Annotated in this window: 15 protein-coding genes; 12 read left to right on the forward strand and 3 right to left on the reverse strand. The window is 65.8% G+C overall.

Annotation, left to right across the window (positions count from 1 at the left end; all coding sequences use genetic code 11):
• Positions 1 to 31 precede the first annotated feature (31 nt).
• Complete coding sequence (locus tag HCU76_RS03475) at positions 32 to 337, reverse strand: high-potential iron-sulfur protein (RefSeq protein WP_213956594.1); 306 nt, start codon at positions 335 to 337, stop codon at positions 32 to 34.
• 176 nt (positions 338 to 513) lie between these two features.
• Here HCU76_RS03475 and HCU76_RS03480 point away from each other — a divergent pair, with 176 nt between their 5' ends.
• The 8 genes from HCU76_RS03480 (at position 514) to HCU76_RS03515 (ending at position 9,035) form a co-directional block, all read left to right on the forward strand.
• Positions 514 to 3,204, forward strand: a complete 2,691-nt coding sequence (locus HCU76_RS03480; protein WP_213956593.1) for a bifunctional acetate--CoA ligase family protein/GNAT family N-acetyltransferase — start codon at positions 514 to 516, stop codon at positions 3,202 to 3,204.
• A 49-nt stretch (positions 3,205 to 3,253) separates the two neighbouring features.
• Positions 3,254 to 3,640 carry a DUF4345 domain-containing protein gene (locus HCU76_RS03485; protein WP_213956592.1) on the forward strand — a complete coding sequence of 129 codons (387 nt, stop codon included), beginning with the start codon at positions 3,254 to 3,256 and terminating at the stop codon, positions 3,638 to 3,640.
• An 82-nt stretch (positions 3,641 to 3,722) separates the two neighbouring features.
• A complete protein-coding gene (locus HCU76_RS03490) occupies positions 3,723 to 4,223 on the forward strand; it encodes an STAS domain-containing protein (RefSeq protein ID WP_213956591.1) in 501 nt (166 codons plus the stop codon).
• Entirely contained in the window at positions 4,223 to 4,660 is a 438-nt protein-coding gene (locus HCU76_RS03495) for an ATP-binding protein (protein WP_213956590.1), read from the forward strand. Before HCU76_RS03490 ends, HCU76_RS03495 begins: the two co-directional genes overlap by 1 nt.
• An 84-nt stretch (positions 4,661 to 4,744) precedes the next feature.
• Complete coding sequence (locus tag HCU76_RS03500; RefSeq protein ID WP_218508494.1) at positions 4,745 to 5,365, forward strand: hypothetical protein; 621 nt, start codon at positions 4,745 to 4,747, stop codon at positions 5,363 to 5,365.
• A gap of 67 nt (positions 5,366 to 5,432) precedes the next feature.
• Positions 5,433 to 7,298 carry an OmpA family protein gene (locus tag HCU76_RS37135; RefSeq protein ID WP_218508495.1) on the forward strand — a complete coding sequence of 622 codons (1,866 nt, stop codon included), beginning with the start codon at positions 5,433 to 5,435 and terminating at the stop codon, positions 7,296 to 7,298.
• Between the two features lie 16 nt (positions 7,299 to 7,314).
• Positions 7,315 to 7,809, forward strand: coding sequence for a Rab family GTPase (locus HCU76_RS03510; RefSeq protein ID WP_213956587.1), 495 nt, complete (start codon positions 7,315 to 7,317; stop codon positions 7,807 to 7,809).
• 5 nt (positions 7,810 to 7,814) lie between these two features.
• Positions 7,815 to 9,035, forward strand: coding sequence for a PP2C family protein-serine/threonine phosphatase (locus HCU76_RS03515; RefSeq protein ID WP_218508496.1), 1,221 nt, complete (start codon positions 7,815 to 7,817; stop codon positions 9,033 to 9,035).
• Between the two features lie 47 nt (positions 9,036 to 9,082).
• Here HCU76_RS03515 and HCU76_RS03520 read toward each other — a convergent pair whose 3' ends face one another.
• Complete coding sequence (locus HCU76_RS03520) at positions 9,083 to 11,320, reverse strand: NADP-dependent isocitrate dehydrogenase (protein ID WP_218508497.1); 2,238 nt, start codon at positions 11,318 to 11,320, stop codon at positions 9,083 to 9,085.
• Positions 11,321 to 11,519: 199 nt separating this feature from the next.
• On the opposite strand from HCU76_RS03520, the gene HCU76_RS03525 reads away from it, so the two are divergent.
• Positions 11,520 to 12,710, forward strand: a complete 1,191-nt coding sequence (locus HCU76_RS03525; RefSeq protein ID WP_218508498.1) for a serine hydrolase — start codon at positions 11,520 to 11,522, stop codon at positions 12,708 to 12,710.
• On the opposite strand, the gene HCU76_RS03530 is transcribed toward HCU76_RS03525, so the two are convergent.
• Entirely contained in the window at positions 12,691 to 13,095 is a 405-nt protein-coding gene (locus HCU76_RS03530; RefSeq protein WP_213956583.1) for a phasin family protein, read from the reverse strand. The genes HCU76_RS03525 and HCU76_RS03530 overlap by 20 nt on opposite strands.
• A 130-nt stretch (positions 13,096 to 13,225) precedes the next feature.
• Between HCU76_RS03530 and HCU76_RS03535 the strand changes: the two genes are divergently transcribed.
• The 3 genes from HCU76_RS03535 to HCU76_RS37140 all read left to right on the forward strand — a co-directional run bounded on the left by HCU76_RS03535 (position 13,226) and on the right by HCU76_RS37140 (position 15,620).
• Complete coding sequence (locus tag HCU76_RS03535) at positions 13,226 to 13,690, forward strand: bacterioferritin (RefSeq protein ID WP_213956582.1); 465 nt, start codon at positions 13,226 to 13,228, stop codon at positions 13,688 to 13,690.
• A gap of 223 nt (positions 13,691 to 13,913) precedes the next feature.
• Positions 13,914 to 14,573: a peroxiredoxin gene (locus HCU76_RS03540; RefSeq protein WP_213956581.1), complete on the forward strand. Its 660-nt coding sequence runs from the start codon at positions 13,914 to 13,916 to the stop codon at positions 14,571 to 14,573.
• 6 nt (positions 14,574 to 14,579) lie between these two features.
• Positions 14,580 to 15,620, forward strand: coding sequence for an MBL fold metallo-hydrolase (locus tag HCU76_RS37140; RefSeq protein WP_213956580.1), 1,041 nt, complete (start codon positions 14,580 to 14,582; stop codon positions 15,618 to 15,620).

A 15,620-nucleotide genomic window follows, 5' to 3' on the forward strand; every position in this document is an offset into this window, starting at 1 on the left:
GGCCCGAGATCGGCGTCCGCAGCGGAAAGATTCAAGCCTTCTTCGACCAGGCGCTGCACCAGCCCTTGGCCTGCACCTTCTTGCCGGCGAACAACGCGCAATCGCCAACCGTCTCGCCCGGTTTGGCCATCCACAGCGTGCACCCGTCGCAATGCTGCGCGTTGTCATGCTTGGGGTACTTCTTGCCGTCGGCCTTGGTGGTGTCGGACACATAGCCGAGGGCCACGGCGGTGGGATCCTTCTCGTCGACAGGCGCCTGCGCTGAGGCCGTGGTGGCGCTCAGGCTCGCGCCCGAAGCCGCGAGCACCATGAGGAAGGTTCGTCGGTCTTGTCTCATCGTGGGTTCCTTTTTATGGGGGTGACTTCGATCGGACCCTGCAGTGCCGCAAGCGCACCTGGGGCCGCAGCAGGATTCTGCGCGTACCGGCCGCTTGATGCAGCGAGTCGAAAACGGCCCCCGGGGCTCGGTATATGCTCGCTTTCCCCCGGACGAAGAACTGGCGCCCCGCACTCATGCAAAAGCACTACCTCACACCATTGTTCGCTCCCGAATCGGTCGTGGTGTTCGCCGGGGCGATCCGGCAGGCGGAAGACGACCACTGGCATTCGACCGCGATTCGCCGTGCGCTGGAAGCCGGCGGCTTCGAAGGAACCCTGGAATACCTGGACGTGCACACCAGCGGAACGCTGGGCGACCTGGTACAGGCGCGCGCGGACCTGGCGATCATCGCCCTGCCGAGCCGGGACATTCCGGCGGCACTGGGCATTGCCGGCCGCCTGAGTTGCCGTTCCGCACTGGTCATCTCGTCCGGCATCGGCCCTGACGAAGCAGCCGATTTGCGAAGGGTCGCAAGCCGCGAGGGCATCCACCTGCTGGGGCCAAATTCGCTGGGCCACCAGCGGCCTGCGTTGCGCCTCAACGCCAGCACGGTCGGCCCGCTCGCAGCGACCGGCCCGTTGGCGCTGGTCTCGCAATCCGGCGCGTTGACAGCCGCCATGCTGGACTGGGCGCGCCAGAACGCGGTGGGCTTCTCCAGCGTGGTCTCGCTCGGCCCCCATACCGCGCTCGACATCGCGGACGTGCTGGACTTCCTGGCCGACGACAGCGCGACGCACAGCATCGTCGTGTACCTCGAAGGCATCTCGGAGGCCCGTCCCTTCATCAGTGCACTCCGCTCGGCCTCGCATGCCAAGCCGGTCGTGGTGCTCAAGGCCGGACGCAAGCCCGCGGGCAACGAGGCCGCGCACACGCACAGCGCAGCAACCGTCGGCAGCGACGACGTGTTCGACGCGGCATTGCGGCGGGCCGGGGCGGTCCGGGTGCGCTCGTTCGTCGAGTTGTTCTCGGCGGCCAAGTGCCTGGCGTCGCGCTATCGGCCGGTGGGTCAGCGGCTGGCCATCGTCACCAACGGCGGCGGTCCGGGCGTGCTTGCGGCGGACTGGGTCAACGAGATCGGCCTGGAGCTGGGCAAGCTCTCTGCCGAGTCGATCGACAAGTTGAGGCCGCAGCTGCCACCCCATGCCACGCTGACCGACCTGATCGACCTGTCCGAAGAAGCCGACGCCACGCACTACCACGCCGCCATCACCGCCGCCGCGGCCGACAAGCAGGTCGATGGCGTGCTGGCCATCTATTCGCCCAAGGCCGGCGCCGACGCAGCAGCCGTCGCGCACACGCTGACCGAATTCCCGCGCCCGATGCGCAAGCCTTTGCTGGCATGCTGGATGGGCGACGCCACCGTCGGCAATGCGCGCAAGGTGCTGTCCGATGCGCTCATCCCGACTTTCCGCACGCCGGAAGCGGCCGTCGGCGCCTTCGGCAACATCGCATCCTTCTATCAGAACCAGTTGCTGCTGCAGCAGACGCCGCCGCCGCTGTCGCCGCTGGCCAAGCCCGACATCGAGGGCGCCCGCCTGCTGATCGACAGCGTGCTGTCCGAGCGCCGCACCGTGCTGACCGAGATGGAGTCGAAGACGCTGCTCTCGTCCTTTCACATCCCGATCACCCGCACCGTGCTGGCGCGCACCGCCAACGAGGCCATGATGCTGGCGACGCAGATCGGCTTTCCGGTGGCGCTCAAGATCGACTCGCCCGACATCAGCCACAAGACCGACGTCGAGGGCGTGGCGCTCAACATCCTGAACGGCGCCGGTGCGCGCGACATGTTCAATGAACTGATGGAACGCGTGAAGCGCCTGGCGCCGGCGGCGCGCATCCATGGCGTGACCGTCCAGAAGATGGCGTCGGCGCGGCGCGGCCGGGAGATCTATGTGGGGCTGGTCACCGACGACCCGTTCGGCCCGGTGATCGTGTTCGGCGCCGGCGGCACCATGATCGAGTTGCTGAACGACCGCGCCATGGAACTGCCGCCGCTCAACCAGTTCCTCGCACGCCGCCTGATCGAACGCTCCCGCGTGGCGGAGACCCTGCGCGAATGGCGCGGCGCCCCGCCGGTCGACATGGAGGCGCTGGAGCATGTGCTGCTGCGCGTGTCGGAGATGGTCTGCGAACTGCCCGAGCTGCGGGAGATGGACATCAACCCCATCATCGTGGACGAGGCCGGCGCCATCGCGGTCGATGCGCGCATCGTCGTTGGCAGCACGCCGCAGGCGCTCAGCGGCTATGCCCGCGGCTACCAGCACCTGGCGATCCTGCCCTACCCCGCGCGCTACCAGCGCGAGTTCGTCATGGGCGGCGGCGGCACCTGCACGATCCGACCAGTGCACCCGGACGATGCGGACATGCTGCAGAACTTCGTGCGGGAACTCTCGCCGGAGAGCCGCTGGTTCCGCTTCGTCTCGCAGTTCCACGAGCTGCCGGCCACGATGCTGTCGCGCTTCACGCTGATCGACTATGACCGGGACATGGCGCTAGTCGCGGTCGTCCAGGAGCGTGTCCTTTCCGACGACGGTACCGTCAAGGAGATGGAGTACATCGTCGGCGTGTCGCGCTACGCCATCAATCCGGACAAGATCAGCTGCGAGTTCTCGCTGGTGATCGCCGACGCCTACAAGCGCAAGGGCCTGGGCTCGCGGCTCATGGAGGGGATCATGGACGTGGCCCGGGACAAGGGCCTGTCCGAAATGGACGGGCTGGTGCTGACCAACAACCACGACATGCTGAAGCTCATGCGGCACATTGGCTTCACCGTGAAGATGTTCGCCGAAGATCCGGAGTTCCGGCTGGTGACGTACAGCCTGTAGCAATAGCTGCCTGGCGCGGCATGCGCCGACTTGTCCGAGGAGGTGTCCCATGAAGCGCGCCCTTCAGTCGATCGTCCTGCTGCTGAGCCTGTTGCCGCTCGCGGTCGGCACGCTCGGCTTGCTCTTCGGTGTCGAGTTCTACATTCCCGCCGCAGCCGCATCGCCGAATCTCGACAGCCAGTTCCGCTTCATGTCCGGCTGGGATGTGGGCCTGGCCATCATCATCTGGTGGATCGTCCCGCAAATCGAGCGTCAGACCGCCCTGTTCAGGATCGTGAGCATGGCCGTCTTCCTGGGCGGCCTCGGCCGGCTCGCCGCGTGGCACGTGACTGGCAGACCCGCGACGGCAGTGGTGCTGGTCGCGGTCATCGAGTTGCTGGTTCCCCTGCTGATTCCGTGGCAGGCCCGCATCGCGTCCGCCCACCAGACAAGCTGAGCATCCGGCACCGATTCAGTTGCCCCCATCGCGAGTTTTAACGATACCAAGTTATCGACGTAGTAATACTTTGCGCGTATGCTTGACGACGATCCTGCTTGTTGATCGCAAGACGCACAAATCCCGGTTTTTATTCTGTACAAGAAGACCGACGGATCAGGCGATTCTTGTGTCGGAGGCTCCTGCTGGCTCAACGTTCGACATCGACATCCTCTGCGGAGATCGTATGGACCTGAGACGGGAACAACTGGCTGATGGCATCGAGAAGATCAGCCTGGTTGGGCGCATGGACAGTATCGGCGGGCACGACATCGACAACCGCTTCAAGGCGATGGTCGGGTCCCGCAAGCTTCTTGCCGTGGTGGACATGTCCGAGGTGTCTTTCCTGGCGTCCATCGGTATCCGCACGCTGGTGATCAATGCGCGGGCCCAGTCCTCGCGCGGCGGCGGCATGGTCCTCGCCAGCCCGCAACCCCTTGTGGCGGAGGTGCTCAAGATGGCAGGCATCGACACGATCATCCCGGTCTATCCCGATGTCGATTCCGCCTTCAGTGCGCTGATGGCCTCCTCCGAAAGCCGTTGATGTCATCGAACGGCGGGGAGCCGGAGGCTTCCCTGATCGTCGACAGCGAGCTGCGCGAACTCCCGCGGGTGAACGCCTGGGTGCACGACTGGGCCGAGCGCCAGCACCTGCCGGAAAAGATTGCGCACAACCTCGATCTCTGCTCGACCGAGGTCGTCACGAACATCATGACCCATGCCTGCGGCGATGGCGCGCAACGCATCCTCCTGCGCCTGGGCTGGCAGGGCGACGAAATCGCGCTGGAAGTCGAGGATGAAGGCCACAAGTTCGATCCGCGGCAGGTCGTTGCCCCGACGCACGCCACCAGCCTGCAGGACGCACGGATCGGCGGCTGGGGCATCCCCATCGTTCGACGTTTTTCCGACGGTGTGCAGTACCGCTACGAAGACGGCCGCAATTGCCTGACGCTCCTGTTCCGGCCGACGGCGCCGCCCTGACAAGCCCCCGACCACGCCATTTGCCTTTGCATCGCGGCGCCGGCGTCTCCGGCGTAACCAGTCAACCACCCCAGGAGTTTCCCAATGGCACAAGCAGGCAAACCAATACCGACCATCGACGTGCAGACCGCCATGGCGGCGCAGGCAGCGATGGGCGGCCAGACCAATGGCAACGGCAGCGAGACATCCGGCGTCGACAAGATGCGCGAGCTGCTGTTCGGCAACCAGATGCAGGACTACGACAAGCGCTTCTCCATCATGGAAGAGCGCTTTCAACTGCGGCTTCGCGACATGGAAGCGGAGTCGTCGCGCAGCCTGAGCAATCTGGAATCCACGATCAAGAAGCAGCTCGAATCGGTCGCTGGCCAGTTCCGCGAGGAAAAGGACTTGCGTGCCGATGCCGACAAGGAGCTGGAACGCAGCCTGCGCGACCACACCCAGGCATTGGAAAAGCGCCTCGCCCAGTTGTCCGACCAGCTCGCGCGCCACGAGCGCGACTTCACCGACCGCCTGGGCCATGAGGTGCAGGGCCTGCGCGACGAGATGCGCAAGCGCCAGGACGACTCCCGCGCCACCATGGAGCGCATGTTCTCCGAGCTCAGCAACGTCAAGACCGATCGCAACCTGCTCGCCGGGCTGTTCGTCGAGATTGCCAAATGCCTGAACCAGGACGTGTCGCCGAAGGGCGCCAACGGCGGCGGTTGATCGACACCGCGCGTCCGCCGCTTGAGTCGATGTGGCCCATGCGGTCGGACGCAGGGGCGGCCACGCCGTGAACGCACGCCTGTCGCTTGCCGCGACGAGCGCGTACCGCAGCGAGGCCGAGCAGGACCAGAGCCGCCGCCTCGCCGGGCTGTTGCTGGAATTGGCGCGCTGCGTCAATCCGGACATCGCGATCGAACTCCCGCCAGCGCGGCTGGAGGACGATCCGCGCATGGATGCGCTGCGCGACGTCCTGATGGAGCGCGAGAAGGCGGCGCTGGCTCGGCTGCAACAGAAGTTCGACGATCCACGCGAGTTTGCCGATGCGGTCGGCTCGGTGCTTCCGGCCGCGTTCACGCTGGCGGCCTCGCGCAGCGACCACCTCGGCCAGGTCATTGCACCCACGGTTGAGCGCGCAACCCAGGCGTCGATCCGCAAGAACCCGCGCACCATGGTCGACATCCTGTACCCGGTGATGGGGCCGGCCATTCGCAAGGCCATCGCCGAGACCCTCGACGGCTCGCTGCAATCGCTCAACCAGGCGCTCAAGTACAGCCTGTCGTGGCGCGGGCTCACGTGGCGCATCGAGGCCATGCGCAGCGGCACGACCTTCGGCGACGTGGTGCTCAAGCACACGGCGGTGTACCGGGTCGACCACATCTTCATGATCCATCGCAAGACGGGCCTGCTGATATCGCATGTGTCCCGCGACGATGCGACGACGCAAGACCCGCAACTGGTGTCGGCGATGCTCTCCGCCATCCAGGATTTCGTGCGCGATTCGTTCGACGAATCCGCGAGTGGCGGCACCAACAGCGGCGGCATCGACACCCTGCGCCTGGGCGACTTGCTGCTGTGGATCGAGGAAGGACCATCGGCCTTCCTGGCCGCGGTGGTGCACGGCAATCCACCGCCTTCGTTGCGGATTCGGCTGCGCGAGTCGCTGGCCGCGGTGCACGAGGAATGGCGTGCGCCTCTGGAGGAATTCGAAGGCGACACCGAAGGCCTCGAAGCGGCGGGGGAACGGCTGCGGCCCTGCCTCATCTCGCAGGACGCCGAGCATCACAGGAAGTTCTCGCCGCTGCTCTGGATCATTCCATTGGCGCTGCTGATCGCGCTTGGCTATTGGCTCACGCTGCGCGTCATCGAAAGCCGGCGCGTGGACAGCTATGTCGAGTCGTTGCAGGCACAACCCGGCATCGTCGTGACGAATGCCGACCGCCGCGGCGGCAAGTGGCTGGTGTCCGGCCTGCGCGACCCGCTGGCGGCACAGCCTGAAGACCTGCTCGCAAAGACCAAGCTGGACCCGACCCGCGTCATCGGCCGCTGGGAGCCCTACCAGGCGCTGCATCCGGCCATCATCCTCAAGCGCATGCAGGCGACCCTGAACCCGCCGGCCACGGTCACGCTGACGCAGGATGCCAGCGGCGTGCGCGCCAGCGGCACGGCGCCCCAATACTGGATGGACAAGGCGCGCGCCTTCCTGCTCACACTGCCCGCTGGCGCGCCAAAGATCGACCTGAGCGCGCTCCAGGACGTCCAGGACCCGGACTACCTGCGCCTGCACGACGCCATCGAGGCGCGGCTCATCCACTTCGAGAACAACGTGGCGCGCCCCTCGGCCAGCCAGGAGGAGACGCTCGACGGCGCCGCGGCGGAAATGCGCGAGCTGATCCAGGTGTCGCGCACCCACGGCTTCCCGGTGAAGGTGAACATCGTCGGCCACGCCGACGCCACCGGCAAGGAAAACTCCAATCTCGCCCTCAGCCTGGGCCGCGCCGAAGTCGTGCGCTCCATGCTGCGGGCCCGCGGTGTCGATCCGCTCATGCTCGCCGTCCGTGGCGCCGGTCCGCTGGAGCCATTGAAGCCCGGCGCCAGCGTGGACGAGTTGTCGATGAACCGGCGTGTGTCTTTCGTCGTCAGCACTGGCGAATAGGAATAAACGAGTCCCGATGCTTCAGAAAAAAATCTGCCTCCTGGGCGCTTTCGGCGTGGGCAAGACCAGCCTCGTGCGCCGCTACGTCGACACCATCTTCTCGGATGCCTACCTCACCACCGTCGGCGTGAAGATCGACAAGAAAGTGATGACGGTTGGCTCCGAGCAGATGGCCTTGATCCTCTGGGACATCGCCGGCGAGGACGCGGTCGCGGCCGTGCGGGTGAGCTACCTGCGCGGCGCCGCCGGCTACCTGCTGGTGATCGACGGCACGCGGCCTGAGACGCTGGACACCGCCGCGTCGATCCAGTCGCGCATCACTGCCGAGATCGGCGCTGTGCCCTTCCTCGCCCTGCTCAACAAGGCCGACCTGGTGGAGGACTGGGCCCTCGCGCCGGAGCGGGTCGAGCAACTGGAGGCGGCAGGCTGGACCTTCAGGCGCACCAGCGCCAAGACCGGCGACAGCGTCGAGGCGGCGTTCGAGGAATTGGCGACACGCCTGGCGAAGTAGCCCCCATGCTGGACCTCCCCGCGCGGATCTCCGACTCGTTGTTGCTGCTGATCGATGCGCAGCGCATGCTCGCGCACCTGGTCGTCGACGACACGCAGAACCTCGTGCAGGCCGGCGGCCACCTGGAGCACTACGGGCTGTCGGACCTCGAATTCGGCGTACCCGCGGGCGACCAGATCCCTTTGCTCGAAGGCATGCTGCCGCTGGTGGAAACACCCTTCCTGATCCGCTCCATGGCCATGCCCAGCGGGCGCGTGGCGGACATCCACTTCTTCGCGGACGACGGCGACGGCACTGTGTGGGTTCTGCTGCTCGACGTGACGGCCGAGTGGGAGGAAACGCGGCTGGTGCAGCAGAAGGCCTACGACATGACCTTGCTGAGCCAGCGCGAGGCGAGGCTCATCTCGCAGCTCGAAGCGGCCAACCAGGAGCTGACGCGCGCCCACAGCGACCTGGCCGCGTCCCGCGAAGCCTTGCAGCTCACCCACGACCGCCTGCAACTGGAACTGCGCGACGCAGAGCGCTATGTCCGCGCCGTGCTGCCTGACCCGCTGTCGGAACCCTTCACGGTCGACTGGCGCTTCGTGCCTTCGACCGAACTGGGCGGCGACTCCTTCGGCTACCACTGGGTCGACAGCGAGCACCTGGCGATCTACCTCATCGACGTCTGCGGCCATGGCGTGGGCTCTGCCCTGCTGTCGGTAGCAGTCGCCGACACGCTGCGCTCCGAGGCGCTGCAGAAGACCGACTTCCGCAGCCCGGCTGCCGTGCTCACCGCGCTCAACCAGGCCTATCAGATGGAGCGGCACGGCGAGTTGTTCAGCACCGTCTGGTACGGCGTCTATCACCGCGCAACGGGTGCGCTCCGCTACGGATCCGCAGGCCATCCGCCGGCCATCGCAGTGAGCGGGTCTGGCGATGCGACAGGGGAAGCCCGGCCTTTGCAGGCTTCAGGTGCCTGCATCGGCATCTCACCGGCTGCGCGCTTCACGGAACAGCAATGCGTATTGCAGTCCCCTGCCCGCCTGTTCGTCTTCAGCGACGGCGCCTACGAGATCACGCGGCCGGATGGGTCGATGCTGGCGTTCTCCGAATTCACCGAGATCCTCACGCGTCCGGTCAGCAACGGGAAGTCGGAACTGGACGGGCTGCTGGACTTTGCGCGGGAGGCGCATGGGCCAGGGGCGTTGGAGGACGACTTCACCATCATCAAGTTGGCGTTGTGAAGTCGGGGAGCGCGGCCAAACGCTGAAGCGCGGGCCGCGCACAGGCGCTACGCCCCCACCGTCTCCAACGCCGCATTGAACGTCGGGCTCGGCCGCATCACCGCCGCCAGCTTCGCCATGTCCGGCTTGAAGTAGCCGCCGATATCCGCGGGCTTGCCCTGCACGTCCTTCAGTTCGCCGACGATCTTGTTCTCGTTTTCCGCCAATGCCCTGGCCAGCGGCGCGAAGTGGGCCTGCAGTTCCTTGTCCTCGGTCTGCGCGGCCAGCGCTTGCGCCCAGTACATCGCCAGGTAGAAGTGACTGCCGCGGTTGTCGAGTTCGCCGACGCGCGTCGACGGGCCCTTGCCGTTGTCCAGCAGCATGCCGGTGGCGGCATCCAGCGTCTTGGCCAGGATCAGCGACTTGGCATTGCCGGTCTTCTGGCCCAGGTCTTCCAGCGAGACCGCCAGCGCGAGGAACTCGCCCAGCGAATCCCAGCGCAGGTGGTTTTCCTCGACCAGTTGCTGCACGTGCTTCGGCGCCGAACCGCCTGCCCCGGTCTCGAACATCGCGCCGCCAGCCATGAGCGGCACGATCGAGAGCATCTTCGCGCTGGTGCCCAGTTCCATGATCGGGAACAAGTCGGTCAGGTAGTCGCGCAGGATGTTGCCGGTGACCGAGATGGTGTCCTTGCCGCGGATCACGCGCTCCAGCGTGTAGCGCATCGCGCGCACCTGCGACATGATCTGGATGTCCAGGCCCTTGGTGTCGTAGTCCTTCAGGTAGGTCTTGACCTTCTTGATGAGTTCCATCTCGTGCGGGCGGTATTCGTCGAGCCAGAACACGGCCGGCATGCCCGACAGGCGCGCGCGGTTCACGGCCAGCTTGACCCAGTCGCGGATCGGCGCATCCTTGGTCTGGCACATGCGCCAGATGTCGCCTTCCTCGACCTTCTGCTCCAGCAGCACTTCGCCGGTGTCGATGTCCACGATGCGGGCCACGCCGGGCTCGGGAATCTCGAAGGTCTTGTCGTGCGAGCCGTATTCCTCGGCCTTCTGCGCCATCAGGCCGACGTTGGGCACGGTGCCCATGGTCACCGGATCGAAGGCGCCGTTGGTCTTGCAGAAGTTGATCATCTCCTGGTAGATGCGGGCGAAGGTGCTCTCGGGCATCACGGCCTTGGTGTCCTTCGGACGGCCGTCCGGGCCCCACATCTTGCCGCCCTGGCGGATCATGGCGGGCATCGACGCATCGACGATCACGTCGTTGGGCGCGTGCAGGTTGGTGATGCCCTTGGCCGAGTCGACCATCGCCAGCTCCGGCCGGTGCTCGTGGCAGGCGTGCATGTCCTTGATGATCTGCTCACGCTGCGAGGTGGGCAGCTTCTCGATCTTCTCGTAGACGCTGCTCACGCCGTTGTTGACGTTGACGCCGAGTTCCTCGAACAGCTTGCCGTGTTTCGCGAAGGCGTCCTTGTAGAACACCTTGACCGCGTGGCCGAACACGATCGGGTGCGACACCTTCATCATGGTCGCCTTGACGTGGAGCGAGAACATGACGCCGGTTTCACGCGCGTCCTCCATCTCGTCCTCGTAGAACTTCACGAGCGCCTTCTTGCTCATGAACATGCTGTCGATGACTTCGGCATCCAGCAGCGCGACCTTTTTCTTCAGCAGGACGGTCTTGCCGCCTGAAGTGACCAGGTCCATCTTCACGTCGCGCGCCTTGTCGAGCGTCATCGACTTCTCGCCGTGGTAGAAGTCGCCGTCGTGCATGTGCGATACGTGCGTGCGCGATGCCGGGCTCCACTTGCTCATGGCATGCGGCTTCTTGCGGACGTTGTTCTTGACGGCGGCCGGCGCGCGGCGGTCGGAATTGCCTTCGCGCAGGACTGGGTTCACGGCGCTGCCCAGGGCCTTGGCGTATTTCGCGGCGACGGCCTTGTCTTCGTCGGTCTTCGGGTCTTCCGGGAAGTCCGGCAGGTCGTAGCCCTTGGCCTGCAGTTCCCGGATGGTGGCCACGAGTTGCGGCACCGACGCGCTGATGTTGGGCAGCTTGATGATGTTGGTGTCGGGGAACTGGGTCAGGCGCCCGAGTTCGCCGAGGTTGTCGGGCACGCGCTGGGCCTCGGTCAGGCGCTCGGGAAACTCGGCCAGCACGCGGGCCGCGACGGAGACGTCGCTGGTGACGACATCGATGCCCGCGGGCGCCGCGAAGGTCTGGATCACGGGAAGAAAGGATGCGGTCGCCAGCAGCGGCGCCTCGTCGGTGAGCGTGTAGATGATGCGGGATTTTCCGGCGGTCATTGTGGGCCTCAGGGTACGTTGAACAGGCGTGGATCGGGAATTGGGTGCGCGTATTGTCCACGGGCTTCGCCGGCACGTTCATGCGTCCGATCAAGATCCCGTCGGCAAGGCAGTTCCTATCCATCGGCGCATCCGACAACGCTTGTCAAGGCGTGGAAAAGAGGCGCAAAGTTCGCATCCCAACAACAGGAGACAAAGCATGAATGAGTTTGATCGCGTCCTCCAGGATGCCGTGTCGCGCAAGGACCTGCCCTTCGTGGTCGCGACGCTGGGCAACAGCGACGGCGTGTTGTGGAGCGGCGCCGCCGGCGACGCCAGCCCGGGCCATCCCGCGACCATCGACACGGTGTTCCGGATCTTCTCGATGACCAAGGCTGTGGGCAGCACCGCCGCCATGATCCTGATGGACCGCGGCAAGCTCAGCCCGGACGCCACGGTCGAGAGCATCCTGCCGGAGTTCGCCGAGATGAAGGTGCTCGAATCGGTGGGCCCGGACGGCCCGGTGTTTCGTGCACCCAGGACCCAGGCCACGGTGCGCCACCTGGCCACGCACACGTCGGGGCTGGCCTACGAGTTCTGGAATGCCAATGTCGCGAAGTACATGGAGGCGACGCAGTTTCCGTCGATCCTGTCGGGCCTCAGGCAGTCGCTGAAATATCCGCTGCAGTTCGACCCCGGCACGCAATGGGACTACGGCATCGGCATCGACTGGTTGGGCCAGGTGGTCGAGAAGGTGGATGGCCGGCCGGTCGACCAGTTCGTTCGCGAGGAGATCCTGGAGCCGCTGGGCATGCGCGACACGCGCTTCGAGCCGGACCCGGCCTGGGGCAGCCGGCTCGCGGGCGTGAAGATCCGTGGGGCCGATGGCGAGTTCGCCGACTTCGACATCGCGCCGCCGCCCAAGCCCGAGTTCTACGGCATGGGCCATGCGCTGTATTCGACGGCGCCGGACTACCTGCGCTTCCTGCGCATGTACCTCAACGGCGGGGAACTGGACGGCAGGCGCATCCTGCGCCGCGAAACCATCGACAACCTGCTGCAGAACCAGATCGGCTCGGTGCAAATCCCGATCCTGAAGTCGGCCAACCCCGCAGTCACGGCGGACGTGGAGTTGTTCCCCGGCCTGAAGAAGTCGCACAGCATGGCCTTCATGCGTGTCGACGAAGATGTGCCGGGCGCCCGCTCCGCCGGCTCCCAGACCTGGGCCGGCGTGCTGAACACGCATTTCTGGTTCGACCGGAGCGCCGACCTGGCGGGCTTGATCATGACGCAGGCACTGCCCTTCGCCGACCCGCGCTTCATGCAGACCTACGCGGCCTTCGAGCAGGCCGCTTATGCGAAGGAAGCTGCGAAGGAGCCCGCGAAGGAACTCAGCCGATCAGCTTCTTGATTTCGGCCATGTGCTCGTTGGCCCGCTCGGTGATGTGGGCCATCGCGGCCGATTGCGAGTCGCGCGCCATCTCGGCGAGTTCCTTCATGTCGGCCAGCGTCTTCTCGATGGCCTGGCGCACCAGTTCGCCCTGCTTGGCCGGGTCCAGCCCGGCGGCGACGGCGCTCTTGGCATGTTCCTGCACGCCCTGCACGGCCTGCTGAAGCATCTCGGTCTGCTTCTGCACCATCGCCTGCATGGACTCGAAGGCCGACTTGTTGGCCGCGACCAACGCCTCGACATCCTTGCGCCGTCCCTCGACGAGGGAAGACATGTCCACGCCCGGCAGTTTGAACTGCTCGAACATCTTGGTCAAATCGCCAAAGGGGTTCACTGGGTCGGCCATAACTGTCTCTCCTGTGTGGGGTGCGCGGCGCGGAAATCGCGGCAGCGGCGCGGATCATTGCACATCAGGTGGTCGTTGCGGCGACAGCCGCGCATAATCGCGCCCCCACATGAGACGAACGGGTGCTGCCATGGAACAGCTCGATCAGGCGAAGGTAGTCGCGGTGCTCAACCGCATCCTGGAAGACGAACTGGCCGGCGTGGTGCGCTACACGCACTATTCCTTCCTGGTGTTCGGCTTCGGGCGCATACCCATCGTGTCCTGGTTGCGCAGCCAGGCCGACGAATCCTTGCTGCATGCCCAGCAGGTCGGCGAATGGATCACCACGCTGGGCGCCTATCCCTCGCTCGCGATCGGCTCCCTGCTCGACTCGCACCAGACCGACATCGGCGCCATGCTGCGCGAATCGCTGGAGGCCGAGAGCCGCACTCTGCAGCTCTACCGCGACTTGCTCGGCGTGGTGGAAGGCCGCTCCGTTGCGCTGGAAGAGTTCGCGCGGCAGATGGTGCAGGTCGAGGAACTGCATGCCGCGGACGTCGACAAGATGCTGCGCAAGCCGGGCGACTTGGCCAGCTTCTCGTCGGCCTCTCGCTGAACATCCATCCCGCTGCGGTTCGCGCCCTCGCCGCGGCTTGTTCCGCGCCTGCCGGGTGCCCGAATGCCCGCCCGCGGGGCGGATGACCCCGCTTGTTTCCGCCTGCGGAAAGTGGTGTACTTTGGTGTACTTCTTTGCGGACCAGGCGATGGCGAATTGCTGAATGCCCGGATCCGCACAGCCGGCAAAACGTGTCTCCTCGACCTCTGCCCAAGGAACTTGAATGTCATTGCGCATCAACGATATCGCTCCCGACTTCACCGCCAACACCACGCAGGGCCCGATCAAGTTCCATGACTGGATCGGCGACAAGTGGGCCATCCTGTTCTCGCATCCCAAGGATTTCACGCCCGTCTGCACCACCGAGCTGGGCTACATGGCCAGGATCGAGCCGGAGTTCACCAAGCGCAATGCCAAGCTCATCGGACTGAGCATCGACCCGGTCGACGCGCATGACCGCTGGGCCAAGGACATCGAGGAGACGCAGGGCTTCCTGCCGAAGTATCCGATGATCGGCGACACCGACCTGGCCGTGGCCAAGCTCTACAACATGCTGCCGGCCGAGGAGGCCGGTACGTCGGAGGGTCGCACCGCCGCCACCAACGCCACCGTGCGCTCGGTCTTCATCGTCGGCCCCGACAAGAAGATCAAGCTGATGCTGACCTACCCCATGACCACGGGCCGCAACTTCGACGAGATCCTGCGGGTGCTCGACTCGATGCAGCTCACCGCCGCGCACAAGGTCGCGACGCCGGTCAACTGGAAGAAGGGCGAGGACGTGATCATTGCCGGCTCGGTGTCCGACGACGACGCGAAGAAGCTGTTCCCCGACGGCTGGAAGGCGCCCAAGCCGTACCTGCGCGTGGTGAAACAGCCAGGCTGAGCCGGGGTGGTCTTCGAGCAGATTGCGACCGGCGGCTGCCAGTCGTACCTCATCGGCTGCGACGACACCTGCGCTGCCGCGCTGATCGATCCGGAGCTGAGCCAGATCGACCACTACATCGCCCTCGCCTCGCGCGACGGCGTGCGCATCCGCTACCTGATCGACACGCACACGCATGCCGATCACTTCTCCGCGACCAAGGAACTGGCACGGCAATTGAACGTGCCGGTCATCATGCACCGCAAGAGCCCGGCCCCCTTCGTCGACATGCGGCTGGCCGACGGCGAGATGGTCGTGCTCGGCAAGCTGCGGCTGCGTGCGCTGCACACGCCGGGCCACACGGCCGACTCGATGTGCCTGCAGGTGGGCGACCGCGTCTTCACCGGCGACACGCTGCTCATCGGCGGCACCGGCCGCACCGACCTGCCCAGCGGCGACCCCGAGCAACTGCATGACAGCCTGTTCAACAGACTGCTGAAGCTCGACGCCGCGCTCAAGGTCTATCCCGCGCACGACTACAAGGGCCGCAGCCATTCCACCATCGCCGACGAACTCGCGAACAACCCGCGCCTGCAGAAGCGCGACCGCGCCGAGTTCGTCGAGATGATGCGCACGCTCAACCTCACGATGCCCACGCACATCACCGAGGCGCTGCGCACCAACATGAGCGGCGGCAAGACGGTGGCGCACCTGCTGGCCGCGGCCACCGCCACCGTGCCCTTCATGTCGCTCGGCGAACTCAAGTCGCGCGTGGAGGCGAAGGAAGACGACCTCATCGTCCTCGACGTTCGCGAGCGGGACGCCTATGAGGCGGGTCACGTGCCCGGCGCACGCCTGCTGCCGCGCGGCCAACTCGAACTGCGCGTCAATACCGAGCTGCCCGATCCGACACGGCGCATCCTGGCCTGCTGCGAGCTGGGCTACATCTCCACGCTGGCCGCGGCCACGCTGCGCGAGATGGGCTTCGCGCATGCGGTCGCGCTGGACGGCGGCATGAAGGCCTGGCGCGAAAGCGGCTACCCGCTGACCACCGGGCGCGAACCCTGA

Origin of the sequence: Variovorax sp. dw_308 (assembly GCF_019207085.1) — a bacterium.
In the GTDB taxonomy this organism is placed as follows: Bacteria; Pseudomonadota; Gammaproteobacteria; order Burkholderiales; family Burkholderiaceae_C; genus Variovorax.